We start from the raw sequence: 24221 nt of genomic DNA on the forward strand, positions 1-24221 counted from the left end.
ACTGTACTTGAGGACGCCTCACGCGATATGATTGATTGCGTGAGCGGCGTGCATGATCTCAAACGGGTTGAAAAGGACACTGGCGAGCGCAAGGGTGTGCTCGTCATTCTCATCGCGGCAACGGTTGTTGCCATTGCGTGTGGACTGATTCCCTCCATCTGGGCGGTCCGGGCTGGCGTGCTCGTAGCCCTCGTCGGAGCGTGGGTCTCGGTCTTCATGGCGTGGCGTCAGGTCGATGCCATTCGCCAGATGCATTACGACACCATCAAGGAACTTCGTCACGCTGCATCCGAGCAGGAGAAGCGTCACCATGCTGAGTCCATGGAGATGATCGACACCTTCTCGCGTCGTGTCGGCTCCATCTCGAAGACCCTCGCCGACACTCGCGCCAAGCTGGATCACGCCGAGAGCGAGTTGTCGACCCTCCGTGGCGACAAGGCTGCTTTGCAGTACAAGGTCACGGTCGGTAATAAGAAGGTCGCCTCCCTCGAGATGCGTATCACCGAGCTGGAGACTGAGCTTGACGCCCTGCTGGCTGACGGTCGTTCGGGACGCCTGGGAACCCTGCGCACCGTCACCGACGCGGGCGTCCCCACCGCTGACGAGATCTGGGAGCGCGGCAACGACGCGACCATCGCTGATCTCTCTCGCGTCGCCTTCCCCCGTCTGTCTGACGAGACTCGCGTGGCTCGCCGCCAGGCCTGACACTCAGCCGCCGAAGACCTCATGTGGGGCCCAGCCATGTGGCTGGGCCCCATGCTTGTTCGTCTGAGGGGGCTGTGGGCGGTGCCCCCGTCCTCACTTGTCCAGATCTCCCAAGGTCCATCCCAGGGATGCTATGGCGGCCTCGACATCGTCCGTCCGAGTACCGGGCAGAATGGCTTCCAGGGCCTGGACGTTGGCAAAGGTGGGAGTGCGCAGCGCCATTCTCCACGGCGTCGTGCCGCCGCGAGATTCCAGCAGGTACCCGGCTCGTCCCCAAGGGGCCTCCATGGCCGTCCAGGTGCGTCCACGGGGAACCTTGATGGCCGTCGGCAGGCGCGTCGCCAGCGGCCCGTCGAGAGTCGGCAGCCGATCCAGGACCTGACGGCACAGGCTTGACGACACCGTCACGTCGTCGCACAGGGCTGTCAGCCGGGAGTAGGCGTCTCCCAGGGGCTCTGCAGCCGTCTCAGGCCAGCTCAGCTCGTCGTAAACCGGCAAACCCTTGCGAATGTCCATGTCGACGCCGCTCGTCCGTGAGACGGGCCCGGAGAGGCCGTAGGCGTCGACCATCTCTGTGGGAATGACGGCGACCTCGCGAATCCCCTCGGCGGCCTCGAGATCGGCGCGCAGCCGGGGGAGGAGGGCGTCTGCCTCGTCGAGCCATTCCCGTAATCCGGGGCACCACTCCTGCCCCGGATGGATCTCGAGCCCTCCGATCCGCGTGATCATGGGATGAATGCGATTTCCTGAACACGACTGCCAGATCGTTCGTGATCTTTCAATCGTGGAAGCAATCTCACTCTCGAGGTCTGGGTCATCACAGTGATGACCCACCCATGACAAAAATGTGAGGTGTGAGGTGATTCTGCTGAACTCTGCGAGCAACGTTCGTATCCATGTCACCCGAATCGGCACAGTAATACCCATCGCCTCTTCGACGACATGTGCTGCACCAGTCTCACCGATGAAAGGTGACGTCCAGTCATGACGTGATGCAAGCATGGGAATCTGTCGGTAATCACGAACCTCGAAGAGTTTTTCATCCCCGCGATGAAGGTTGCCGGCATTTACCTGTGCCGAGGTGATGAGACCATCCTCGACAGTTGTGGCAATACGTACCAGACCTGGCCTCGTCGGGTGCAGCCGCCCGAGATCAAGCCGGATCACCTCATATTCGCCATCTGAAGTTTCTGCAGGGGTTGCCAACATCATCGCTCCGACGACGAACAAGATCTTTCGCGTGGAACTGAACACACTTCAAGGATGCCTCATTACGCGCCCAGATGCACCTTCGGGACAACCTTTCGATGAAAGAGGAACAGAAGTTGCCTTGTGTTTTTCTGTGTCATCAACATAAACTGTCAGTTGAAAAGCCGAAGTTGTATCTACGGCGCAAGTCTGAAAGGAATACCATGGCACAGCGTGTGCGTGTTGATCTTGTCGACGATGTGGACGGAAGCCCTGCCGAGGAATCCGTCAATTTCGCCCTTGATGGTGTCAGCTATGTGATTGACCTGTCCGCGGAGAACGCCTCCAAGCTGCGCGATGATCTGTCCAGGTGGACCGCCAATGCTCGTCGCACCGGTGGTCGCCGTACCCGTGGTCGTCGGCCCACCGGAGGCCCGACCGCAAACGAGGTTCGTCAGTGGGCCAAGGAGCAGGGTTACGAGGTCTCGGAGCGCGGACGCGTCGCCAACGAGATTCGTGAGGCCTATGATCGCGCTCACTGATCCCAGTCATGTGATCCTTGACAGGGCGTGTCGGTGGCGACGCCGGAGCAGGAAGGCTCCGGCGTCGCGCTGTTCCACCCGGGTTGTGCCAGCGGCGTAAGTGGGTGTCTCAGATCTGTCGTCAGCGGTTATTAGACTGACTACACAGGCCGGCGGTCCAGTGCTGTCGGTTGGTTGCATGAAAGTTTCACGCGACCGCGAGTGGATCCGTACACCGGTGTTTTTCGGTGGTTGATCTGCTCCACATACGAGGAGAGTTCATGTTCGAACGGTTCACCGATCGGGCCCGCCGGGTCGTCGTCCTGGCCCAGGATGAGGCCAAGGCCCTGAACCACAATTACATCGGTACCGAGCACCTGCTGCTCGGGCTCATCAGTGAGGGCGAGGGCGTTGCCGCCAAGGCCCTCGAGTCCCTTGACATTTCCCTGGAGGCAGTCCGCGCCCAGGTGGAGGAGATCATAGGTCACGGCACCTCGACACCGACTGGCCACATCCCCTTCACCCCGCGCGCCAAGAAGGTCCTCGAGCTGAGTTTGCGCGAGGCCCTCCAGATGAATCACTCCTACATCGGTACCGAGCACATCCTGCTCGGCCTCATCCGTGAGGGAGAAGGCATCGCCGCGCAGGTGCTGATCCGCCTTGGCGCTGACCTCAACACAGTGCGCAACAGCGTCCTGCAATTGCTGCAGGGCTACCAGGGTGACGAGCGTCAGGCTGCCACCTCGGGCGCGCCTGAGGCTGGCCCGCAGCAGTCCTCGGCGACGATCCTCGATCAGTTCGGTCGTAACCTCACCGACGCCGCCCGTGACGGCGAGCTCGACCCGGTCATCGGGCGTGAGAAGGAGATCGAGCGGGTCATGGTGGTGTTGAGCCGCCGTACCAAGAACAACCCGGTTCTCATTGGTGAGCCTGGCGTCGGCAAGTCCGCCTGCGTGGAGGGTCTGGCCCAGGCCATTGTGCGTGGAGATGTCCCCGAGACCCTGCGCGACAAGAAGATCTACTCCCTGGACCTCGGCTCCATGGTCGCCGGATCGCGTTACCGCGGCGATTTCGAGGAGAGGATGAAGAAGGTCCTCAAGGAGATCAAGAACCGCGGCGACATCATCCTGTTCATCGACGAGATCCACACCCTCGTCGGTGCCGGCGCTGCCGAAGGCGCCATCGACGCCGCCAGCATGCTGAAGCCGATGCTGGCCCGCGGCGAGTTGCAGACCATCGGTGCGACGACCCTCGACGAGTACCGCAAGTACATCGAAAAGGATGCCGCCCTGGAGCGTCGTTTCCAGCCGATCCAGGTGGCTGAGCCGTCGATCCCGCTGGCCATCGAGATCCTCAAGGGCCTGCGCGACCGCTACGAGGCTCACCACAAGATCACCATCACGGACGAGGCCATCACCTCGGCGGCCAACCTTGCGGCCCGTTACATCCAGGACCGCTTCCTGCCTGATAAGGCCATTGATCTCATCGACGAGGCTGGCGCCCGGATGAACATCCGCCGTATGACGGCCCCGCCGGACCTGCGCGAGTTCGACGAGCGGATTGCCCACGTGCGCGTGGAGAAGGAAGCCGCCATCGACGCCCAGGACTTTGAACGTGCTGCCGGGCTGCGCGACGACGAGAAGAAGCTACTCGCCGAGCGTGAGGCCAAGGAGGAGGAGTGGAAGCAGGGAGACGAGTCGGTTCCGGCCGTCGTCGGTCCTGACGAGATCGCCGAGGTGCTCTCCGGAGCCACCGGCATCCCGGTCTTCAAGCTCACCGAGGAGGAGTCCCAGCGACTGCTTCACATGGAGGACGAGATCGGCAAGCGTTACGTCGGACAGGAGGACGCTGTCAAGGCGCTGTGTCGCTCCATCCGTCGTACCCGCGCCGGCCTCAAGGATCCGAAGCGTCCGGCTGGTTCGTTCATTTTCGCCGGCCCGTCCGGTGTCGGCAAGACCGAGCTCACCAAGGCGCTCACCGAGTTCCTCTTCGGTGACGAGGATGCCCTCATCACCCTGGACATGAGCGAGTACTCCGAGAAGCACACCGCATCCCGGATGTTCGGTTCCCCGCCGGGATTCGTCGGTTATGAGGAGGGCGGCCAGCTCACCGAGAAGGTGCGCCGCAAGCCATTCAGCGTCATCCTCTTCGACGAGATCGAAAAGGCCCACCCCGACATCTTCAACTCCCTGTTGCAGATCCTCGACGAGGGACGTCTCACCGACGCCCAGGGTCGTGTGGTGGACTTCAAGAACACCGTCATCGTGCTGACGACCAACCTCGGTACCCGTGACATCTCCAAGTCGGTCAACCTTGGCTTCTCCAAGGCCAACGACGCCGAGTCCAGTTACGAGAAGATGAAGGCCAAGGTCACCGAGGAGCTCAAGGGACACTTCCGCCCCGAGTTCCTCAACCGTCTCGACGAGATCATCGTCTTCCACCAGCTCACCCAGTCTGACATCCTGCGGATTGTCGACCTCATGGTGGACCAGTTGGAGGAGCGTCTGGGCGACAAGGACATGGGCATCGAGGTCACCCCGGCCGCCAAGGAGCTGCTGTCCAAGCGTGGCTTCGACCCGCTGCTGGGTGCCCGTCCACTGCGTCGCACCATCCAGCGCGACATTGAGGACGTCCTGGCCGAGAAGATCCTCTTCGGCGAGGTCAAGCCCGGTCAGATCGTGGTTGTCGACGCCGCTCCGGAGGGTTCCGAGGAGCCGTTCGTGTTCAAGGGCACGGAGCGCTCCGAGCTTCCGGATGAGGTCCCTGAGGAGCTCACCTCGTCGGCAGGGGACAACAACGGTCAGCAGGACTGATCATTCGATCACAACACTGCGGCCCGGCGCTCGATGCGCCGGGCCGCAGTGTTGTGTGTGTGGGTCTCAGAGCTTGGCGAGTACCGCCTGGAGGGCGAAGGACACCAGCCAGTGGGTGGACATGAAGTCGCCGTCAGTGATTTGGGAGGCCACCTCGCTGATCTGACGATTAGTGGCCACCTCGATGCGGCGACGAGCGTCGTCGTCGAGCCATGGTGTCAGCACCCGCAGCTGCCAGGCCCGCGACAGGCTCAGCCCATACAGGTGGGCGAGCTTGCCGTCGGTGCCGTCGGTCACCTCGGCGACGTCCAACAGGTTGTCGTCAGCCTGTCCCAGATGCGGTAGGAAGGCATGCAGCCAGGTGCCAAACTCATCGGAGCGACCTTCGGCCCGGTAGACCCGCGCCATGAGGTGGGCTTCGCTCAACGCCGCCGACAAGAAGTCATTGCCGCTGGGCTCCCAGGACGACGGGTAGTCGGTGTCGGCGTCGAAGAAACGGTGGGAGTGCTTGACAATGGCATCGACGACGTCGCTACGTCCCAGGGCCTGGGCGGCATCGAGGCACAGGCCAATACCGAAAGCGGTGTTGTCGTGGGTTCCGGTGCGGACGGGGAAGGTCATCGTCGGCAGCCATGCCAGCAGGTTGTCGAAGATCTGGCGTCCGACGATCCGAGTCGCGGACGCCCACTCCGGCGAATTGCTCGCCATGGTGGCCAGCGCTGAACACTTGGCGGACAACAGTGCCGCCCATCCCCAGCCATAGGGACGCTCGTACCCGCGATGAACCCGCAGGTACTCCGCCTCCACCTGGGCATTCTCATTGGTCAGACGCGCATTGAGAAGGCCAACCAGCTCGTCAATGGTTGCGCAATCGATCGTCTGGTTTGCGTGCTCGAGCAAGGTGAGGGCCGACCACTGCATGTGTGCCGAGGAATGCCAGTCCAGACACCCATGAAAACACGGATGGAGACGCCATGGCGTGACGTCGACGTCGTCCGGCCCTTGGGACTGGTGGGCTGAACCCCATGGGAAGGGCCGATTCAGGCCGTCAATGATCGTCGTGGCCCATCCTTGGGCGTAATCGTCAACGCTCACAGCAAACCTCCTGGGAAGCAGCACAGATACATGATGAGAATGTTGCAGAACAGCAGTGGAACAGCGGTGGGGATCTGCGCCTTGATAGGACCATAACTGTCATCAAGCTCAAGCAAAGCTGCCGGGACCAGATTGAAGTTCGCGGCCATCGGGGTGCACAAGGTGCCGCAGAATCCGGCCAACATACCCATCGCGAAGATGGCAGCCATATTGCCGTCGAAGTGCTGGATGAGTAGCGGCCACCCGACGGCAGCCGTCATCACCGGGAAGGCCGCGAAGGCGTTGCCCATGACGAGGGTGAACAAGGCCATGCCGATGCAGTAAACACAGACCGCTGCGAAGAGACTTCCGGACGGCAGGATCCACGACGTGATGCGTCCCACTGCGTCACCGACGCCGGCATTATTGAACAGGGTGCCCAGGGTCGCCAGGAACTGGGGCAGGATCGCCGCCCAACCGATGTGGCCGAGCAGCCGGTCGCCTTCCTTGAAGGGCACCATGGGGGAGCGCACCTTGAACATGATCATGGCGACGACGAGGGAGATCAGCGAAGCAGCTCCAAGACCGATGATGGTCGCCATGCCGGTTTCCAACACCGGATTTCCGCCGAAGGACAGGTCACGCATGCCGGCCACCGCGAAGATCGCGGCGACGATCGGAATGATGAGGGCGGGCACGAACAGTTTGTTGCCGAACCTCTCGGAGAGCTCCTCCCGCTCGGCGTCAGTAGTGGTCTCGTTGGAGCCGCGGCCCGGGAAGCCGCATGTCGCCAGTACTACCAGGAGGAGGACAGCGACGCCCTCCACGAGTGCCGGTGCCGTCTTGTCGACGACGAAGGTGCCGTAGCCGAAGCAGAAGGCCAGGATCGCCCAGAAGGCTGCTGATCCGAACCGCTTCCTGTCATCGCGATCGCGCATCCGGACGACGGCGATGATGAGGAAGAGAATTCCGCACAGCCAGTAGAACCATTCCACCTTGATCATTAGCGGACCCCCTGCTCAGGATTGCCGCCCGAAGGCAGACTGACGGTGTGGCCAGGCTCAGGAGTGGTGTCGACGCCGACGTCATCCCCTCCCTCGGCGGCCATCTTGGCGAGCTTGCGATCCAGCAGCCACATCCGTGGGGCATGGATGAGGAAGGCGCAGATAGCCGTCGGGATGGCCCACAGGGCGATCTGGAGGGCTTCGAGCTTGAGGTTGTAGGTGGCATCGACGAAGCCGGTGATGAGCAGGATCGACCCGATGGCGATGAAGACATCCTCACCGAAGAACAGCCCGATGGTGTCCGCCGAGGAGGCGTAGGAGCGCAGCTTCTCACGCATCTTGCGGGTGTAACGAGGGTGGTTGCGTCGCGCGGCGGCCTCAGCCATCGGCACGACGAGCGGGCGCACCGCCTGGGCTGGTCCACCGATGGACGACAGCCCCACTGCAGCGGTGATCTGGCGAACGGCGAGGTAGACGGTGAGGAGCTTCCCGGCCGTCATGGACTTCATCTTCGACATCAGACGGCCGGCCTGCTGCATGAGGCCGTGGCGCTCGAGCAATCCGATGACGGGCAGGACGACGATGAAGACCGTCACGGATCGAGAACTGGCAAATCCGGTGCCGAAGGTCTCAATGATCTTGACCGGCGACATGCCGGCAATGAGGCCGGCAGCGACACCGGCGACTGCGACCACGAGCATGGCGTTGAGCCGCAGCGCGAAGCCGACGACGACGATCGCCACGGCAAGCAGAACCCACATGGTTCGCTCCTCTCCTGGGTGTTTCTGGGGATTTTGTCGCGTCACTCTAGAGAGCGTGTCGGGAGTATGTCACGTCTCCATTGCCAGATCTGTCACGACGGCCAGGCAGATTGCGGCAATCTTGGGTCATGACAACTGTTGATCTCAATGCAGACATGGGGGAGTCCTTCGGGTCGTGGAAGATGGGTGACGACGAGTCTCTGCTGGGAATCGTCACCTCGGCAAACGTGGCCTGCGGGTTCCATGCCGGCGACGCCGTCGTCATGGGGCGGACTTGTGAGGCCGCCGCAGAACACGGGGTGTGCGTGGGAGCCCATGTCGCCTACCGGGACCTCGCCGGGTTCGGTCGCAATTTCATCGACGTCGACCCCGGACGGTTGCGGGACGAGGTCATCTACCAGTTGTCGGCGCTGCGCGGGGTTGCCGCGGTTCACGGCGCGTCGGTGCGCTACGTCAAGCCTCATGGCGCCTTGTACAACACGATCGTCCACCACGAGGCGCAGGCCAGAGCTGTCGTCGAGGCGATCGTCGCCGTCAATTCCGCCACGGATTCTGACGTGGCCATCCTCGGTCTGCCCGGCGCCCTCGTCCTCGACCTTGCCGAGCAGCAGGGGGTGCGAACCCTGCGTGAGGCCTTTGCTGATCGCGCCTACAACCCGGACGGCACCCTGGTGTCGCGTAGCCAGGAGGGATCGGTGTTGCACGACCCCGACGAGGTCGCCGAGCGGGTCGTCAAGCTCGTGACCCAGGGAGCGGTGACCGCCATCGATGGCACCGAGGTGAGTATCCAGGCCGATTCGGTGTGCGTCCACGGTGACACCCCGGGGGCTGTCGCGATGGCCACGGCGGTGCGCGATTGTCTTGCTGCTGCCGGTGTCGAGCTGCGGGCTGTCGCATGAGACTGCTGCCGGCCGGGCGGACGGCGGTTCTCGTCGAACTGGACGACGCCGGTCAGCGGCGGCGTCTGCATCGCGCCCTGAGCGACCACCCGGCTGAAGGGACGGTGGATCTCGTACCGGCCCAGACGACGGTGCTCGTCCAGGTGGAGTCCGCTGACCTGTTGCCGGGAGCCGTCGCCCATGTCCAAGACCTGCTCGCCGGGGGATTGGACGCTGTCGAGGAGGGATCGCGGGAGCCCCTCCCAGTGCCCGTGCGTTACGACGGACTCGATATGTCGGACGTGGCAGATCTGCTCGACATGACGACCGACGAGCTGGTGAAGCACCACAGCGACCAGCTGTGGACGGTGGAGTTCGCGGGATTCATGCCTGGGTTCGGGTATATGTCCGGGGTGGACTGGCCCTACCGGATTCCACGTCGCTCCAGCCCCCGAACCCGGATCCCACCGGGCAGTATCGCCCTGGCCGACGGATTCACCGGGGCTTATCCGCAAGCGTCACCGGGCGGTTGGCAGATCATCGGGACGACGGAGATGACGCTGTGGGACGAGAACGCTGACCCGCCGGCCCTGCTGTTGCCGGGTGCCGTCATCAAGTTCGAGGCGGTGACCTCATGACTCACTTCGTCGTGGAGATGGCCGGGCCCAGAACCCTCGTCGAGGATGCTGGACGTCGAGGATGGGCCGATCTGGGGATCAGTGGCTGCGGGGCGTGGGATCGTCGCGCCTATCGGGAGGGAGCTCGTCTCGTCGGTAACGCAGCCGGTCTCGGGTGCCTGGAAGTTCTGCTCGGTCCAGTGCGTCTGACGTGCATCGGAGAGCCTGTTCTTGTTGCTGCGACAGGGGCAGACGTCGAGATTGATCTGGATGGATCACCACGTCCCAATGGCCGTGGATTCCTCGTCGCCGATGGTCAGACGCTGACGGTCGGTGCGCCGGAAACGGGATTACGGAGTTATCTGTCCGTCACCGGAGGCATCAGTGCGACGCCGACCTTCGCCAGCGTCTCGGCCGACCCGACCCGAGGGATGGGACCAGCCCCGCTCAAGACGGGAGACGTCGTCACCGTTGGGGATGGGCCAGCCGGCGTCATCACTACGAAGCCTGTCAACGTCGGTCCCGCGCCACAAGAACTCATCCTCCACGGCGTATGGGGCCCGCGCGACGACTGGTTCACTGACGCTGGCCGACGCGCGCTCGAGGAGACGACATGGCGGGTCGGAGAGGCGAGCGACCGCGTCGGGACGCGGCTGGAAGGGCCGTCCCTGGAGCGAGCAGTGACGGGGGAGTTGACGAGTGAGCCGGTGGTGCGAGGAGCGATCCAGGTGCCCACCTCGGGTGTGCCCCTGGTCTTCGGCCCGGATCATCCGACGACCGGTGGGTACCCAGTCATCGGGGTTGTCGACCCCGACGACGCAGACCGTCTTGCCCAGGCTCGAGCCGGGGTCGTCGTGAGGTTTCGGATGTCATCGCAGCCGTGGCGATGACACGTTCCCGGGGTAATCCGCCGGGGTATCATCGGCCCTTGCCCTAACCTCTTCGCCCCCTAGGAGACCTCTTGTCGTCCGAGCAATCGCCAGTCGTGGACGTCGATCGCCTTGCCCGGGACCGGGATGGAAATGTCGTCACCGAGAAGCAGGCATGGAGCGCTCTGTGGGCCCTCCTCGTGGGCTTCTTCATGATCCTCGTTGACACGTCTATCGTCACGACCGCACTGCCAGCGACCATCCGCGCCCTCAACGCCAATCTCAACCACGGCGTGTGGATCACCAGTGTCTATCTGCTCACCTACGCCGTCCCGCTGCTGATCACCGGACGTATGGGCGACCGGTGGGGCCCGCGTCGCATGTACCTCATTGGCATGCTCGTCTTCGGAGTTTCCTCGCTGGCTTGTGGTCTCTCCCCGACGATCGAGGCTCTCATCGCCGCTCGTGCGGTTCAGGGAATCGGTGCTGCCCTCATGACCCCGCAGTCCCTGTCGATGATCACCCGACTCTTCCCACCGGAAAAGCGCGGCGCCGCCATGGGCCTGTGGGGAGCCACGGCAGGTGTGGCCAGCTTCGTCGGCCCGGTCCTCGGCGGCATTCTCGTCGACACCCTGGGATGGGAGTGGATCTTCTTCGTCAACGTCCCGGTCACCATCATCGGGCTGTGGCTGGCCATCCGGAACGTCCCCGCCCTGGAGACTCATGGTCACGCCTTCGACTGGTTGGGCGTCATCCTGTCGGGTATCGGCATGACCCTGCTCGTCTTCGGTATTCAGGAGGGTGAGCAGTACAACTGGGGGACGATTACCGGCATCATTTCCGTACCCTTGCTCGTCATCCTCGGCGTGGTTTTCATGGTGCTCTTCGTGGTCTCCCAGACCGAATGGGCGCAGGCCCATCTGCATGCTCACGCCAGCGACTTCGAACCACTGGTTCCGCTGCGTCTGTTCACCAAGCGCAACTTCACCCTCGCCAATATCGCGATCTTCCTGGTCGGCATGCTCGTGACTGCCTACTTCATGCCGACCACTGTGTACCTGCAGAACGTGCGTGGCAAGTCCCCGACGATCGCCGCCCTGCTGCTCATCCCCACCGCCGTCTTCTCCGGTGCGCTGTCTCCGGTGGTTGGACGGGTGCTCCAGCGCCGCTCGTCGGGGCGAATGGCCACCATCGGCGTGGCTCTCTACGTGATTGCCTCGATTGGATGGTGGCTGTTCATGGTGCCGTCAACTGGGGTGTGGGTCTTCCTGCTGCTGTCGGTCGTCGCCGGTATCGGTTCGGCCATGATGTGGAGCCCGATCTCGCTGGTGGGCACTGACGATCTCGGTCAGGCTGACGCCGGAGCCGGTTCAGGAGTCTTCAATACGACTCGTCAGGTCGGTTCGGCCCTTGGCTCGGCCCTCATTGCCATGATGATGGACGCCCGAATCATGGCCCGCCATGACCTGGGGCGAGGGCTCGGCGAGTCGATGTTCATCACCATCATCGCCGGCATGATCTGCGTCATCGTCTGTGCCTTCTTCGCGAACTTCCAGCGTTCATCTCAGCACAATTCCTGACGACAATCCTGTGTGAGGCAGGTGGACGTCGCCGGGGTGCCTTTCGCCCGCCCCGTAGGATGACCACATGAAGATTGCCATCGGAGGGTTTGCCGGTCTCATCGGCACAGCGCTGGTTCAGCGGCTGCGCAAGGAAGGCCACGACGTCGTCACACTGACTCGTCACGAACCCATCCAACCCTCCGACCGCAGGTGGGACCTCGACACCTTGTCCATCGCCCCGCCATTCCTCGACGACGTCGACGCTGTGGTGAATCTGGCTGGAGCTCCCATCGCCGGGGGACGCTGGACCGATGAACGCAAGACCCGCATCTTGGCCTCACGCATCGACTCCACTCGTCTCATCGTGCGAGCCCTGGCATCCTCGCCACGCTGCCGGATTTTCATCAACGGATCGGCCGTTGGCTATTACGGCCCTCGTGGCGATGAATGGCTCGACGAGGATGACCCCGCTGGCGAAGGATTCCTGGCCGAGGTCTGCCAGCGGTGGGAAGCGGCCGCGAATTCCGCTCCCGAAGGAGTGCGCGTGGCAACCCTGCGTACCGGTCACGTCATGAGCTCGTTCGGCGGCATCCTCGGCAAGGAGCGCCCACTCTTCCGGCTCGGATTGGGCGGCAAGATCGGTGACGGCAGCCAGTACATGTCGTGGATCAGCCTTCATGACCATGTGTCGGCCATGGTGCGGATCCTCACTGACGATTCCATCAGTGGACCGGTCAACCTCGTCGGACCGAATCCATGCACCAATGCCGAGTTCACGAAAACCCTGGCCAAGGCGATGCACCGGCCGTCAGTGCTGCCTTTCCCGACCCCGGCGGCGAAGATGATCTTCGGGTCCCAGCTCGTCGATGAGGCGCTGTGCTCCGGACAGAGGGTCAAGCCCGCCAAACTCCTTGATCACGGATTCGAGTTCCGCGACACCTCAATCACCGAGTCAATCACCTCAGCACTTGCAGGACGCCGATGAGCCATAACAACCAACGTCCCGACAATTTTTCCCGCCCAGACGAGTGGGGTTCATGGGCGGACGAGCCGAAACATGACGAGTCCTCCTGGGCACCTTCGCAGCCAGATTCCGGGCAGGCAGAAAGGACGTCGAGACCGGAGTCCGAGCCGTATCGCTCGGCGGAGGTCGATCCCTCGTGGGAAGCGCCCTCGGCGTCGTACCAGCAGGCAGCTCCCAGGCCTGTTGCCCGCGTGAAACGACGCAGTGACCTCCCGGTGGTGACGTGGACCCTCATCGGCGTCTGTTTCCTGGTGTGGGCCGGGGAGTGGGTCAGCCCTCAGATCCGCGACGCCGTCGTCCTGGCGCCCATCCAGGGGTTCCACGAGCCCTGGCGATTCGTCACATCGATGTTCGGGCACGCGCTGAGCATCCTCCACATCGGCTTCAACATGTACGCCCTGTGGGCCTTGGGGCGGTCGCTGGAGCCCTTCCTGGGACGAGCCCGGTTTCTCGCCGCCTACCTGATGTCCGGTCTGGGCGGGGGAGTGTTGTTCTGCCTGATGGCCTCCCCACATGGTGACGGGAGGTTCCTGCCGAACATGAATGACGGCGTCGTCGGCGCATCCGGCGCGATTTTCGGCCTGTTCGGAGTGCTGCTCATCGTGCAGCGCAGGCTCGGGGCGTCGACCCGAGACCTGTGGATCGTGCTGGCCATCAACGCGGCACTGCTGTTGTTCATCTCCGGGATCGCATGGCAGGCCCACCTGGGCGGATTCGTCGTCGGGCTGGCGTGCGGAGTCATCTTCTTCGAGGACCCCAAGCGCATTCAGGCCGGTAAGTCCCCGCAGACGTGGCCGAGGATGGCAATGCTTCTGGGTGTGCTCGTCATCCTGGTACTGCTGAAGTACTACGTGTTTTGAGCTAATCGAGTAGGCCGGCTCGCTCTACGAGGACGGCTATTTGGACCCTGTTCGACATGTCAAGTTTGGTTTGGATGTTTGCCAAGTGGGACTTGACGGTGCCTGCAGCCAGATAGAGGCGTTCGCCGATCTCAGCGTTCGACAACCCTCTGGCCGCTTCAATGGCGATGTCGCGCTCCCGGTCGGTCAGTTGGGAGAGCTGTTTGGCGGCCGCACGACGCCGGCGACGGGACGGATCGGTGCGCACGGTGTCGAGAAGTTGCTTGGTGCTGCGCGCTGACAGAACAGCGTCTCCCGCGGCAGCAGCCTTGATGGCCGTGGTGATCTCCTGTGGAGAGGCGGACTTGAGAAGGAATCCTGAGGCTCCGGCATTGATCGACGACATGACGGCATTGTCGACATCCCAGGTCGTCAGGACAACAATCTGAGGAGGCTGCGGATCGGCGCGGAGTGTTGCCGTGGCCGTCACGCCGTCCATTCCGGGCATACGCAGATCCATGAGGACGACATCTGGTCGTAATTCACGTGCCATGCGGATGGCGTCCCGGCCGTCTCCCGCTTGCCCCAGGATCGTGATGGCGTCGTCATGGCCGACGATTGTCGACACAGCACTGCGTGCCAACGGATCGTCATCGGCGAGGAGAACGGTAACCACTCAATGCATGGTATTGCAGGAACTCCCACGTCAGGCGTCGCAGGGTCAAGAAGCGTTGCGCCACGGGATCGTAACGGTGACTGAAAACATCCCGTTTTCCTCAGTTCGACACACGGTGCCGTCGAGCAACTTGACCCGTTCACTGATGCCAGAGAGTCCACGTCCAGAGCCTTCGCCGCGCCCGCCTTCTACGATCGGGTTCGAGCATTCGATGCGGACTCCGTCGGCCGGTGAAGCGTGCACCTTGAGAGCGGCAGTCGTTCCTGGCGCGTGGTTGGCGGTGTTTGTCAGCAGCTCCTGGACGGTCCGGTACACAGCCCGAGAGAGGGCAGGATCAGCAGAGTCTCCCTCGGAAACGTAAATTGATGCCGTGATCGGCTGACCGGCGCCAAAAGTGTCCTCGACGACCTCGGCGAGTTTTGACAACGGAAGATCCGGCGCCGGCGTCATGGGCTCGGAGAGCAAGGACCTCAGCTCAGACATCGCCTTGCCCGCCGATTCGCGCAGCGTCTTGGCGCTCTCCACGTGGTCAGTGCCGTCAAGCTTGGTCTCCAAAGATGCGGCCTGCAGTGAGATGAGGGACAGCGAATGCCCCAGTGAGTCGTGAACTTCTTGGGCAATCTTTTCCCGCTCTTGACGGCGTGAAACCTCATCATCGAGCCGGGCCACGCGTTGGTGAGCTGCAGACAAGTCCCGGCCCGTGACGATGACTTCACGACGCGAACGGCGGATGAGCCCAGCACCTATCCCGATGATGAGAAACGTCGCTGCACCAAGAAGGGCCGTCAGGATAGAAGTTGTGTTGCGGGCCTCCAGTGAGTTGTTCGCCTGAAATATCGACGCCGTCACTGACGCCCCGATGGGTTGGGCTCGACCGTCAACAATGACGTCGATGACGGTTGTCACAGCGACCAGAGCGGTGCACCACCATGTCGCGGGACCACGCCGTCGGCCGAGCAGGGCTGCCAGGGCAATGAGAGCAGGTACCGTCCCAATGGGCAGGATCACGGCGCCGAGCGCAGCAGCGATCGTCAATCCGAAGGGGATGCGGTGACGCCAGACCAAGGCCGTTGCCAGGGCGATGTCCAGGATCAGCGCAACGATGACCACTGCGGCGTCAATGTCGGTTCCCGCCGGAGTCCCAGCCCGAAACCCTGCCGGTGAGAACACGATGCAGATCAGGCCACCAAAGGCACTGATCAGGGCCAGAAGAATGGTCCGCCATACCGCTGGACGGCTGTCGCGGCCGACCTTCTGGAATTTGAACACGGCAGCTATGTTACGGAGTTGGGCTCTACTCGTGGCACCGCCGTTCGGGAGAGGCGATGGGGCCGATCGACAGAGGCGGTCCTGGCCGTCCGGGTGATGTGGGGACGGGGCCTGCGGCGGTGGACTTGATGCATCAATCGAAAACACCTCAGGAGTGATCGTGACCGACACCAATTGGCCGAACCAGTCTCAACCCCAGCCACCGCAGGCCCCACAGCCCAAGCCGAAGAAGCCGATCTACAAGCGCGTGTGGTTCTGGCTGCTCGTCATCGTCGCTCTCTTGCTCGCCTTTGGCGCGATGGGCGGCGGTGACGACGGTTCCGATGCCAAGACGGATACCGCCGCGTCCAGTGAAGCCAAGTCGACCGACAAGGCAGCGAAGAAGGCGGACGAGAAGAAGGCCGAGGAGGAGCCTGCCGAGGATGCGAGGCCGACCGAACGTCTCGTCCTGGAGAAGGACTACAAGTTCACGACTGATGACTTCTCCCCAATGGTGAAGGGCACAGTTACGAACAATTCAGACAAGCCTGTGAAGGTCGCCGTGATGATTACCTTCAACGCCTATGACGACTCGGGGGCCAACGTCGGAACCTGCACGGATTCGACGGAGAGTATCGACGCCAACGGAAAGTGGAAGTTCAAGGCCTTGTGCGACACCGACGACGTCGCAAAGGTCAAGTTCAAGGACCTGTCGGGATTCTGATCCCGTCCTCGTGGTGCCGGTGGCGGCCTCTCGCAAGAGAGGCCGCCACCGCCATTCCGCCAGATCCACAATGACACTGGCCAGAGGTCAACCATCCACAACCGTCACCTCGCCGTAAAGGCGTGTGGTGTGCAGTGCGATGTAGTTGACCTCGGCTTTCGTCAGGTCGTCGCCGATCGCCGTCGAGATGTGCTCGGCCACCGTAAGAGCCGCCGAGGTGGCCTCCGGGTAGTGATCCGACATGAGACCCATGATGTCCAGGTCGATGTGGGAGAGCTGCTTGTTGTCTGCGGCTCGCGCGAATAGGTAACGAAGATGCGTGACGAACCGTGATGCGCTCATGGAGGACCGGTCAATCTGGACCTGCCAGAGATTCTCGAGTTCGGTGAAGACCTCGGAGATCGCTTGAGTCATCGTCACGGTGCGCGACACACTCTTGCCATCCCACTGGTGGTTGATGAAGTGCAGCGCGAACGCCGCCCATTCCTCGGGTTGCAGATGGATGCCGAGAGCACCGTCGACGATCTCGACGGCCCGGTGACCCAGGCGCGCCTCGTCGGGGTACAGCTGCTGAACCTCCCAAGTCAGGGGAAAGTCGATGACGCTTCCCTGCTCTGCTCGGTGTACTGCCGCGACGAGGTGATCGAGCACCGGCAGCATCATGCGTTGGGCGTTCGGGATCCCCAGTTCCTCCTGAGCCAGCTCGACGATCGCCTGCGCCACCCGCACCTGGGTGTGAGTGGCGTTGGATAGGAGTGAGGCGATCGCAGCCGTTCGGTAGGTGCCCTCCGCCAGGTATCGCTGGGCCGACGAGGCGTCGACGACCTCCCCGCGGTGCCGACCGAAGCCGATACCGCGGGCGTTGACGACCATCTCCGTGCCGGAGCGGTCGATGCCGAGAAGAACATTGTTGTTGTAAACCTTCTTGACGACGACCTGCTCGGGACCGAGCTCGGTCAGGGAGTGTTCCAGGGGAGACACTGCGTCATCCTGTGGTGATGGTCAGCACCGCCGCCGGATCGTCGCTGCGCTCGGAGACGGTGAAGTCGGACCCATTCGTGATGACCACCGGAGAGACCATTGACGGCACCCGCGGCTTGACGGCGTCAAGGTCGACGGTCAGGAGCGGGGCGCCAGCGGTGACGGCATCACCTTCCTTGACATGGGCGGTGAACCCCTCACCCTTGAGCTCGACGGTGTCGATGCCGATGTGGACGAGGACCTCGGCGCCATTGTCGGCTTTGAGACCGACGGCGTGCAGAGTCGGGGCCACCAGCGTGACCTCGCCGTCGATGGGAGAGGTGAACTCTCCCGAGGTCGGGTCAACCGCGAACCCGGGGCCCATGTGCTGGCCGGCGAAGACTGGGTCTGGAACGTCCGTGATGTCCAGAATGGTTCCCGAGACGGGCACTGCGACCTTCAGGGTTTCGTCCTTGTGGCGCTTGTGGAAGAGGGACATGTTGATGCCTTTCAGTCGTCGATTCCGAGCTGGGCGTTGATGGCGTTCTTGTAAAGGATGGCCTTCGCACCATAGACAGCTTGGACGCCTCCGCCGACCTCGAAGACCTCGGTCGCTCCCAAATTCTTGAGCTTAGCCTTGTCGACCTGATCAGCCGCCTTCACCGAGACGCGCAGGCGTGTGATGCATGCATCGACATCCTCGATGTTCTCAGGGCCACCCAGGGCGGCGATGACCTGCGTCGCCCCCTCCTCAATACCGTCATTTCGTCTCTCGGACTTCTCGGCGGGATCGTCGGTCGACTTGCCGCCGGTCGGTGCCGCGGCCGCCATGGTGTCCTCGAGGTGTCCCGGGGTCGCGATCTTGAACTTCTTGATGAAGAACATGAACGAGAAGTAGTAGATGGCGAACCAGATGGCTCCGATCGGCAGGACGTACAACCAGTGTGTCTTGGACTCGCCCTGCAGGACGCCGAACAGCAGGTAGTCGATTGCGCCACCGGAGAAGGTGTTGCCGATGCGGATGTTCATGAGGTCGGCGACGAGGAAGGAGATGCCATCCAGGACGGAGTGGAACACGTAGAGCAGGGGAGCCACGAAGAGGAACATGTACTCGATCGGCTCCGTGATTCCCGTCAGGAAGGAGGTGAAGGCCACCGAGGCGAACAGGCCGGTGTACTTGGCGCGGCGCCCCTTCGGCACGCACTGCCACATCGCCAGGCAGGCGCCCGGCAGGCCGAACATCATGGTGGCGAAGCGGCCGGCGAAATACTTGGTCGAGTGGGTGAACAGTCCGACGTGGTTCGGGTCAGCAAGCTGCGCGAAGAAGATCTTCTGCGCGCCGGCGACGGTATGTCCGGCGACGACCTCAGAACCACCTAGAGGGGTGTACCAGAACATCGGGTAGATCATGTGGTGCAGACCGACGGCGCCCGCCAGTCGCATCAGGAATCCGTAGAAGAAGGTGCCGATGACTCCCCAGCCGGCGATCGCGGTGCCGGCAGACACCATGCCAGCCTGGATCGGCGGCCACACCAGGAAGAACAACGCTCCGATGACGATCCCCGCGAAGGCCGTGACGATCGGGACGAAGCGCGAGCCGCCGAAGAAGCCGAGGAAGGCTGGCAGCTCAATGTTGTGGTAACGGTTGTGAAGCCACACGGCGACGGCACCGATGACAAGCGAACCGACGACGCCGGTGTCAATCGGCCGGTCGGGGTTGCTGGAGAGGGAGACGAGCGCTTTGGTGGTGGCCGTCATGACGAGGAAGCCGGTGATACCGGCGAGGGCTGCGGTTCCCTTGTCTCGTTTCGCCAAGCCGATACACAAGCCGATCGACAGCAGCAGAGCGAGGTTCTCGAAGATGACACTTCCAGCAGCGCTCATCACCTGGAAGATGTCTTGGAGGATCGGATTGCCGAGAGCGGGGTAACTCTTGACGGTGGTGGGGTTGGACAACGCACCACCAATACCCAGCAACAGACCTGCCGCTGGGAGGATGGCGATCGGCAGCATGAAGGCCTTGCCGATCTTCTGCAGGGTCTTGAACATGTCAGTTCTCCGTGGGTGTGTGGGCGACGCGGGCACGGATCGCGTCGACGAAGCGGGCACAGATTTGGGCGGGACGGGTGATCGCGCCGCCGACGACGACAGCGTGGGCTCCGCAGTTGAGGGCGTCGACCGCCAGGTCAGGGGTTGAGATGTTGCCCTCCGCGATGACGGGGATGGACAGGTCCGCAGCGAGACGACGCACCAGCTCGAGGTTGGGCGCGGGTGAGTTCGCAGAGGCGGCGGTGTAACCGGAGAGGGTGGTTCCGACCAGGTCGACTCCGCACTTCGCGGCCATGACTGCTTCGTCATAGGTGGAGATGTCGGCCATCAGGACGGCGGTGGGATGGGCCTTGCGAATCTGAGCGATGAGGTCGGGCGTGGAGACATCATTTGGATGGACGCGGTCGGTGGCGTCGAAGGCGAGGATGTCGGCTCCGGCGGACAGGACCGCCTCGACGTCGTCAAGGGTCGGGGTGATGTAGGGCTCGTAACCGTCGTATTCCCTCTTTAGCAGGCCGATCACCGGCAATGGGACGGCTGCCCGGATCTCCTTGATGTCGCGGACCGAATTGGCGCGAATACCGACGGCTCCCGACTGAGCAGCTGCCCTTGCGAACAGAGGCATGACGCCACCGTCCTCGCAATACATGGGTTCGCCAGGTAACGCCTGGCAGGAGACGACGAGCCCCTTTTCCAGGGCCTGCACCACTGGATTCATGAATACCTCCGGCAATGTGAGATACCGGCGTGGACACACTCGTGCCCGCCGGTGGATCAGGTATTGCCGAAAGTCACAAGCCTGAGATCCATGAAATGTTGCTGGAACCCTAACACAGCCCTGGTGGAGCGCTGCGGGGTGGGGTGAGTCACTGGGCGACGGCTGTCAGATCCACCACGACGTCAGCGAGCTGCTCGGGGTGGTGACGGACTTGATGCAGCCTCTCCTGGACGGCCCACATCGCCCACGAGTCGACGAAGAATTCGTCACGACCTAGGGCGCGGTCGCGTCGGGTTTTGTAGGGGCAGGAACACCACACCGTCATCGAGGCGTGCTTGGCGTTCGCCGGGGTGAGAACCCCACACCCCTCAATGACAAGGGGACTACGAGCGTCGAGGATGATCTCTTCGGCAAAGCGATGCTGGTACCAGTCCCACTGTTGATAGCGATTCTTGACGATGAGTTCGCTCAAATCCCACGCCGCTGACAACCCGGTCCAGCCGGGGTAGAGGTCGTCGCCATGGACGATCTGGGCCTGCGGGCAGAGCCTCGTGACGCGCTCGCCAAGGGTCGTCTTCCCCGAACCCGACCCGCCGTCAATGAGCACGACCGCCCGCCCCGATGCGGCGTCGATGTGTTCGGCAATGGCCTGGGCGGCGGCAGCACTTCTCGCGATCGTATTCACAGCGTCACCAACTCCCCGCTGCGGTGCACCAGACCGTCGTCAAGCAAAGATGTCAGGCAACGTGACGCCTGGTCAGATTCCGGCCAGGCTGACAGGGCCACATCAACCCTGACGCCGTGCGGACTGTTGCGGACGACGTCCATGATCACCCCGCGACACTGACGGTCCGTCCCCTTCCACGGCTGTCCGCGACGGGCCGGGGCGTTGTCGGGCTTGCCGTCAGCCACCCACCGGCATCGGGCATTGATCGGGCAGACCTCGCACTGTGGTGAACGAGCCGTGCACACCAGCGCTCCCAGCTCCATGGAGGCCACTGCCCACTTCGCGGCTGTGCCGTCCTCCTCGGGAACCAGTGCGTCGGCGACGACCCGTTCGGCCTTCGTCACCGAGGTCGGACAGTTCGCGATTCCGGACTCCGCGCGTGCAATGACGCGACGCACGTTGGTGTCCAGCACGGTTGCGCGCCCTCTGAAGGCGAAAGACACCACCGCGGCAGCCGTGTAGTCGCCGATACCCGGCAGGGCGATGAGCTCGTCGTAGGTGCTGGGCACGACCCCGCCGTGCTCGGTGGCGATGGCAACCGCGCAGGCGTGCAGACGGAGCGCGCGACGGGGGTACCCCAAACGTCCCCACGCGGCGACGGCGGCACCGGACTCCTCCTCGGCCAGATCGTCCGGAGTCGGCCAACGATTCATCCACTCATGCCACGGACCAATGACTCGCGACACAGGTGTTTGCTGGCTCATCACCTCGCTGACGAGCACTCCCCACGGCGAGGTCTCCGGTCGACGCCACGGCAGGTCCCGTCCCTGCACGTCGAACCAGTCGCAGACCGTCTCGACGGCCCGCGGAGTCAGCCCGGTTTCAGGCACGGATCAGCCGATCTCAGCCGATGACCTTGGCTGCGGCCTCGGCAGCCTTCGGCAGGGCCTTGCAAAAAACCTCGAAGGCCTCGTCGTCATGGGCGTCGGAGAGGAACCAAGCCTCGAAGCAGGACGGCGGCAGGTTGACCCCGGCGTTCAACATGGCGTGGAAGAAGGCGGTGTAGGCATCGGCGTTCTGGGACTTGGAATCCTCGTAGTCGCGTACCGGTTCCTCGACCCCGAGGAACACGCTGAAGAGGTTCCCGGCGGTCTGCAGACGGTAGGAGACGCCAGCCGCGTCGAGGGCAGCAGCCAGCTCGCCTCGCCACTGCTCGGAGCGCGCATCGAGACGCTGGTACACCCCGGCGTCAGCCAGTTGCAGGGTCTTGACGCCGGCGACGGTGGCCAGCGGGTTACCTGACAGGGTCCCGGCCTGGTAGACGGGGCCGGTCGGCGCCAGCAGGTCCATGATCTCGGCGCGCCCGCCCAAGGCAGCCAGCGGCATCCCGCCGCCGACAACCTTGCCGAAGGTGAAGATGTCGGGGGCGAAGTTCTCGCCGGACTGCTGCTGCAAACCCCAGAATCCCGACGCGCTGCACCGGAATCCGGTGAGCACCTCGTCGACGATCATGAGGGCGCCGTGCTCCTTGGTGAGGCGACGGATCGTCGCATTGAAGCCGGGCTCGGGCGGGACGACGCCCATGTTGGCCGGGCAGGACTCGACGATCACCGCAGCGATCTGGTCGCCACGCTCGGAGAACACGTCCTCAAGGGCTTTGACGTCGTTGTAGCTCACCACGATGGTGTCGGCAGTCGAGGCGGCCGGAACACCCGCCGAACCGGGCAGACCGGCCGTCGCCACCCCCGAACCCGCTGCGGCGAGCAGGGCGTCGGAGTGACCGTGGTAGTTGCCGGCGAACTTGATGATGATGTCGCGGCCGGTGGCACCACGCGCCAGTCGAGCCGCAGTCATCGTCGCTTCAGTACCTGTCGAGACGAAGCGCACCTTCTCCACCGGGGCCATCCGCTCGATGATCGCATCGGCCAGTTCGGTCTCGGTACGGGTTGGCGCGCCAAAGGACAGTCCCTTCGACGCGGCGTCCTGGACGGCAGAGACGACCTCGGGACGGGCATGCCCCAACAGGGCCGGACCCCAGGTGCACACCAGGTCCACGTATCGGGTGTCTTCGGCGTCCCAGATCCACGGGCCCTGGGCCCTCTCGATGAAGCGGGGAACCCCGCCCACCGATCCGTAAGCCCGCACCGGGGAATCCACCCCGCCGGGAATGACGGCCTGGGCGGCGGAGAACAGTTCGGCGTTGGAGGTCATTTCTTCCTTCCGGTGTTTGGGCTTGTGGCGGGCTTGATCACCAAGGATCAGAAGGCCTCGCGGAACATTTGTGCGGCCTCGATGGCCCAGTAGGTCAGGACGAGATCGGCACCCGCGCGCACGATCGATGTCAGGGATTCGTTGATGCAGCGGCGACGGTCGATCCAACCGTTGGCGGCAGCGGCCTCGAGCATCGCGTACTCGCCGGACACCTGGTAGGCGGCCACCGGCACCTGGGAGACTTCGGCGACGTCGGCCAGCACGTCCAGGTAGTGAGAGGCGGGTTTGACCATGACGAGATCGGCACCCTCGGCCAGGTCGAGCAGGGTCTCGCGCATGCCTTCACGACGGTTCGACGGGTCCTGTTGGTAGGACTTGCGGTCACCCTGGAGGGAGCAGTCCACGGCGTCGCGGAAGGGCCCGAAGAAGGCAGATGCGTACTTGGCCGAGTAGGCCATGATCGACACGTCGGTGAACCCCTCGCGGTCCAGGGCGTCGCGGATGACGGCGATCTGGCCGTCCATCATTCCCGACGGGGACACCATGTGCGCTCCGGCGCGGGCCTGGGACACCGCCATCGCGGCGTAGAGCGGCAGGGTGGAGTCGTTGTCGACGCGGCCGTCAGGAGTCAGCGCACCACAATGGCCATGATCGGTGAACTCATCCAGACAGGTGTCGGCACAGATGACGAGGTCGTCACCAACAGCCTCGCGCACCGCAGAGATACCGGCATTGAGGATTCCGTTGGGGTCCCAGGCATGGGAACCGATCTCGTCCTTGTGCTCGGGAATACCGAACAGGTCGATACCGCCGATGCCGGCCTCGGCGGCCTTGGTGGCGAGTTCCTTGATGGACTCGATGGAGTGCTGGTATTGGCCAGGTAGACTTGTGATCTCGACAGGGGAGTCGATGCCCTCCTTGACGAAGACCGGCAGCATGAGCTGGGCCGGGGCGACCCGAGTCTCCGCGACCATGCGTCGCATCGCAGGGGTGGTACGCAGCCGACGCGGGCGGGAAACCGGGCGAAGGCCCTCGGGCAGCGGCTTGACGTCGGCCATGCGGGGATCGCTGGAATCAGGCAGGTACAGGTTCATGATCATCTTCCTTCTTAAA

General features: G+C 63.4%; 24 protein-coding genes. 10 read left to right on the forward strand and 14 right to left on the reverse strand.

Going from position 1 to position 24221, the window contains the following annotated elements; translation table 11 throughout:
• Positions 1-27 precede the first annotated feature (27 nt).
• Positions 28-705, forward strand: coding sequence for a cell division topological specificity factor MinE (locus AC6I1W_RS04235; RefSeq protein WP_065674232.1), 678 nt, complete (start codon positions 28-30; stop codon positions 703-705).
• 93 nt (positions 706-798) lie between these two features.
• Here AC6I1W_RS04235 and AC6I1W_RS04240 read toward each other — a convergent pair whose 3' ends face one another.
• Positions 799-1917 carry an NADH-quinone oxidoreductase subunit D-related protein gene (locus AC6I1W_RS04240; RefSeq protein WP_270236880.1) on the reverse strand — a complete coding sequence of 373 codons (1119 nt, stop codon included), beginning with the start codon at positions 1915-1917 and terminating at the stop codon, positions 799-801.
• 200 nt (positions 1918-2117) lie between these two features.
• On the opposite strand from AC6I1W_RS04240, the gene AC6I1W_RS04245 reads away from it, so the two are divergent.
• Both AC6I1W_RS04245 and AC6I1W_RS04250 read left to right on the forward strand, forming a co-directional pair.
• On the forward strand, positions 2118-2435 hold the full coding sequence (locus tag AC6I1W_RS04245; RefSeq protein WP_004810449.1) for a histone-like nucleoid-structuring protein Lsr2: 318 nt from the start codon (positions 2118-2120) through the stop codon (positions 2433-2435).
• A gap of 260 nt (positions 2436-2695) precedes the next feature.
• Positions 2696-5227 carry an ATP-dependent Clp protease ATP-binding subunit gene (locus AC6I1W_RS04250; RefSeq protein ID WP_065674233.1) on the forward strand — a complete coding sequence of 844 codons (2532 nt, stop codon included), beginning with the start codon at positions 2696-2698 and terminating at the stop codon, positions 5225-5227.
• Between the two features lie 66 nt (positions 5228-5293).
• On the opposite strand, the gene AC6I1W_RS04255 is transcribed toward AC6I1W_RS04250, so the two are convergent.
• Genes AC6I1W_RS04255 through AC6I1W_RS04265 form a run of 3 tightly spaced genes read right to left on the reverse strand, consistent with a single transcriptional unit; the run spans position 5294 to position 8066 of the window.
• On the reverse strand, positions 5294-6322 hold the full coding sequence (locus AC6I1W_RS04255) for a DUF2891 family protein (protein WP_065674234.1): 1029 nt from the start codon (positions 6320-6322) through the stop codon (positions 5294-5296).
• On the reverse strand, positions 6319-7305 hold the full coding sequence (locus AC6I1W_RS04260) for a DUF979 domain-containing protein (RefSeq protein ID WP_270236813.1): 987 nt from the start codon (positions 7303-7305) through the stop codon (positions 6319-6321). The genes AC6I1W_RS04255 and AC6I1W_RS04260 overlap by 4 nt, the downstream gene beginning before the upstream one ends.
• A complete protein-coding gene (locus AC6I1W_RS04265) occupies positions 7305-8066 on the reverse strand; it encodes a DUF969 domain-containing protein (protein ID WP_065674236.1) in 762 nt (253 codons plus the stop codon). Before AC6I1W_RS04265 ends, AC6I1W_RS04260 begins: the two co-directional genes overlap by 1 nt.
• 128 nt (positions 8067-8194) lie before the next feature.
• Here AC6I1W_RS04265 and AC6I1W_RS04270 point away from each other — a divergent pair, with 128 nt between their 5' ends.
• The 6 genes from AC6I1W_RS04270 (at position 8195) to AC6I1W_RS04295 (ending at position 13876) form a co-directional block, all read left to right on the forward strand.
• Positions 8195-8965, forward strand: a complete 771-nt coding sequence (locus tag AC6I1W_RS04270; RefSeq protein ID WP_065674237.1) for a LamB/YcsF family protein — start codon at positions 8195-8197, stop codon at positions 8963-8965.
• Entirely contained in the window at positions 8962-9582 is a 621-nt protein-coding gene (locus tag AC6I1W_RS04275) for a 5-oxoprolinase subunit B family protein (RefSeq protein ID WP_252908273.1), read from the forward strand. The genes AC6I1W_RS04270 and AC6I1W_RS04275 overlap by 4 nt, the downstream gene beginning before the upstream one ends.
• A complete protein-coding gene (locus AC6I1W_RS04280; RefSeq protein WP_016666905.1) occupies positions 9579-10451 on the forward strand; it encodes a 5-oxoprolinase subunit C family protein in 873 nt (290 codons plus the stop codon). Before AC6I1W_RS04275 ends, AC6I1W_RS04280 begins: the two co-directional genes overlap by 4 nt.
• 71 nt (positions 10452-10522) lie before the next feature.
• Positions 10523-12010: a DHA2 family efflux MFS transporter permease subunit gene (locus AC6I1W_RS04285; protein WP_065674240.1), complete on the forward strand. Its 1488-nt coding sequence runs from the start codon at positions 10523-10525 to the stop codon at positions 12008-12010.
• Between the two features lie 67 nt (positions 12011-12077).
• Positions 12078-12977, forward strand: a complete 900-nt coding sequence (locus tag AC6I1W_RS04290) for a TIGR01777 family oxidoreductase (protein ID WP_065674241.1) — start codon at positions 12078-12080, stop codon at positions 12975-12977.
• Positions 12974-13876, forward strand: a complete 903-nt coding sequence (locus tag AC6I1W_RS04295) for a rhomboid family intramembrane serine protease (RefSeq protein WP_065674242.1) — start codon at positions 12974-12976, stop codon at positions 13874-13876. The genes AC6I1W_RS04290 and AC6I1W_RS04295 overlap by 4 nt, the downstream gene beginning before the upstream one ends.
• A gap of 1 nt (position 13877) precedes the next feature.
• Here AC6I1W_RS04295 and AC6I1W_RS04300 read toward each other — a convergent pair whose 3' ends face one another.
• Together AC6I1W_RS04300 and AC6I1W_RS04305 are read right to left on the reverse strand one after the other, a co-directional pair.
• Positions 13878-14531, reverse strand: a complete 654-nt coding sequence (locus AC6I1W_RS04300; RefSeq protein WP_016666909.1) for a response regulator — start codon at positions 14529-14531, stop codon at positions 13878-13880.
• A gap of 45 nt (positions 14532-14576) precedes the next feature.
• Positions 14577-15800 (reverse strand): sensor histidine kinase, encoded by a 1224-nt coding sequence (locus AC6I1W_RS04305; RefSeq protein ID WP_270236809.1) that lies wholly within the window; start codon positions 15798-15800, stop codon positions 14577-14579.
• A 160-nt stretch (positions 15801-15960) separates the two neighbouring features.
• Between AC6I1W_RS04305 and AC6I1W_RS04310 the strand changes: the two genes are divergently transcribed.
• Complete coding sequence (locus AC6I1W_RS04310; RefSeq protein WP_117188965.1) at positions 15961-16503, forward strand: FxLYD domain-containing protein; 543 nt, start codon at positions 15961-15963, stop codon at positions 16501-16503.
• 87 nt (positions 16504-16590) lie between these two features.
• Here AC6I1W_RS04310 and AC6I1W_RS04315 read toward each other — a convergent pair whose 3' ends face one another.
• The 8 genes from AC6I1W_RS04315 to hemB all read right to left on the reverse strand — a co-directional run bounded on the left by AC6I1W_RS04315 (position 16591) and on the right by hemB (position 24202).
• A complete protein-coding gene (locus AC6I1W_RS04315) occupies positions 16591-17484 on the reverse strand; it encodes a PRD domain-containing protein (protein ID WP_493536880.1) in 894 nt (297 codons plus the stop codon).
• A gap of 4 nt (positions 17485-17488) precedes the next feature.
• Complete coding sequence (locus AC6I1W_RS04320; RefSeq protein WP_117188961.1) at positions 17489-17962, reverse strand: PTS sugar transporter subunit IIA; 474 nt, start codon at positions 17960-17962, stop codon at positions 17489-17491.
• An 11-nt stretch (positions 17963-17973) separates the two neighbouring features.
• Complete coding sequence (locus AC6I1W_RS04325; protein ID WP_117188959.1) at positions 17974-19512, reverse strand: PTS transporter subunit EIIC; 1539 nt, start codon at positions 19510-19512, stop codon at positions 17974-17976.
• 1 nt (position 19513) lies between these two features.
• Entirely contained in the window at positions 19514-20230 is a 717-nt protein-coding gene (locus AC6I1W_RS04330; RefSeq protein ID WP_065674247.1) for an N-acetylmannosamine-6-phosphate 2-epimerase, read from the reverse strand.
• Between the two features lie 148 nt (positions 20231-20378).
• Entirely contained in the window at positions 20379-20906 is a 528-nt protein-coding gene (locus AC6I1W_RS04335) for a nucleoside/nucleotide kinase family protein (protein WP_249361263.1), read from the reverse strand.
• Between the two features lie 5 nt (positions 20907-20911).
• Positions 20912-21787, reverse strand: coding sequence for an iron-sulfur binding domain-containing protein (locus AC6I1W_RS04340; protein ID WP_065674249.1), 876 nt, complete (start codon positions 21785-21787; stop codon positions 20912-20914).
• A 13-nt stretch (positions 21788-21800) separates the two neighbouring features.
• Positions 21801-23108: a glutamate-1-semialdehyde 2,1-aminomutase gene (gene hemL / locus AC6I1W_RS04345; protein WP_117188957.1), complete on the reverse strand. Its 1308-nt coding sequence runs from the start codon at positions 23106-23108 to the stop codon at positions 21801-21803.
• Between the two features lie 47 nt (positions 23109-23155).
• Positions 23156-24202, reverse strand: a complete 1047-nt coding sequence (gene hemB, locus AC6I1W_RS04350) for a porphobilinogen synthase (RefSeq protein ID WP_081302744.1) — start codon at positions 24200-24202, stop codon at positions 23156-23158.
• Positions 24203-24221 lie beyond the last annotated feature (19 nt).

Source organism: Cutibacterium sp. KB22876, from assembly GCF_059728865.1.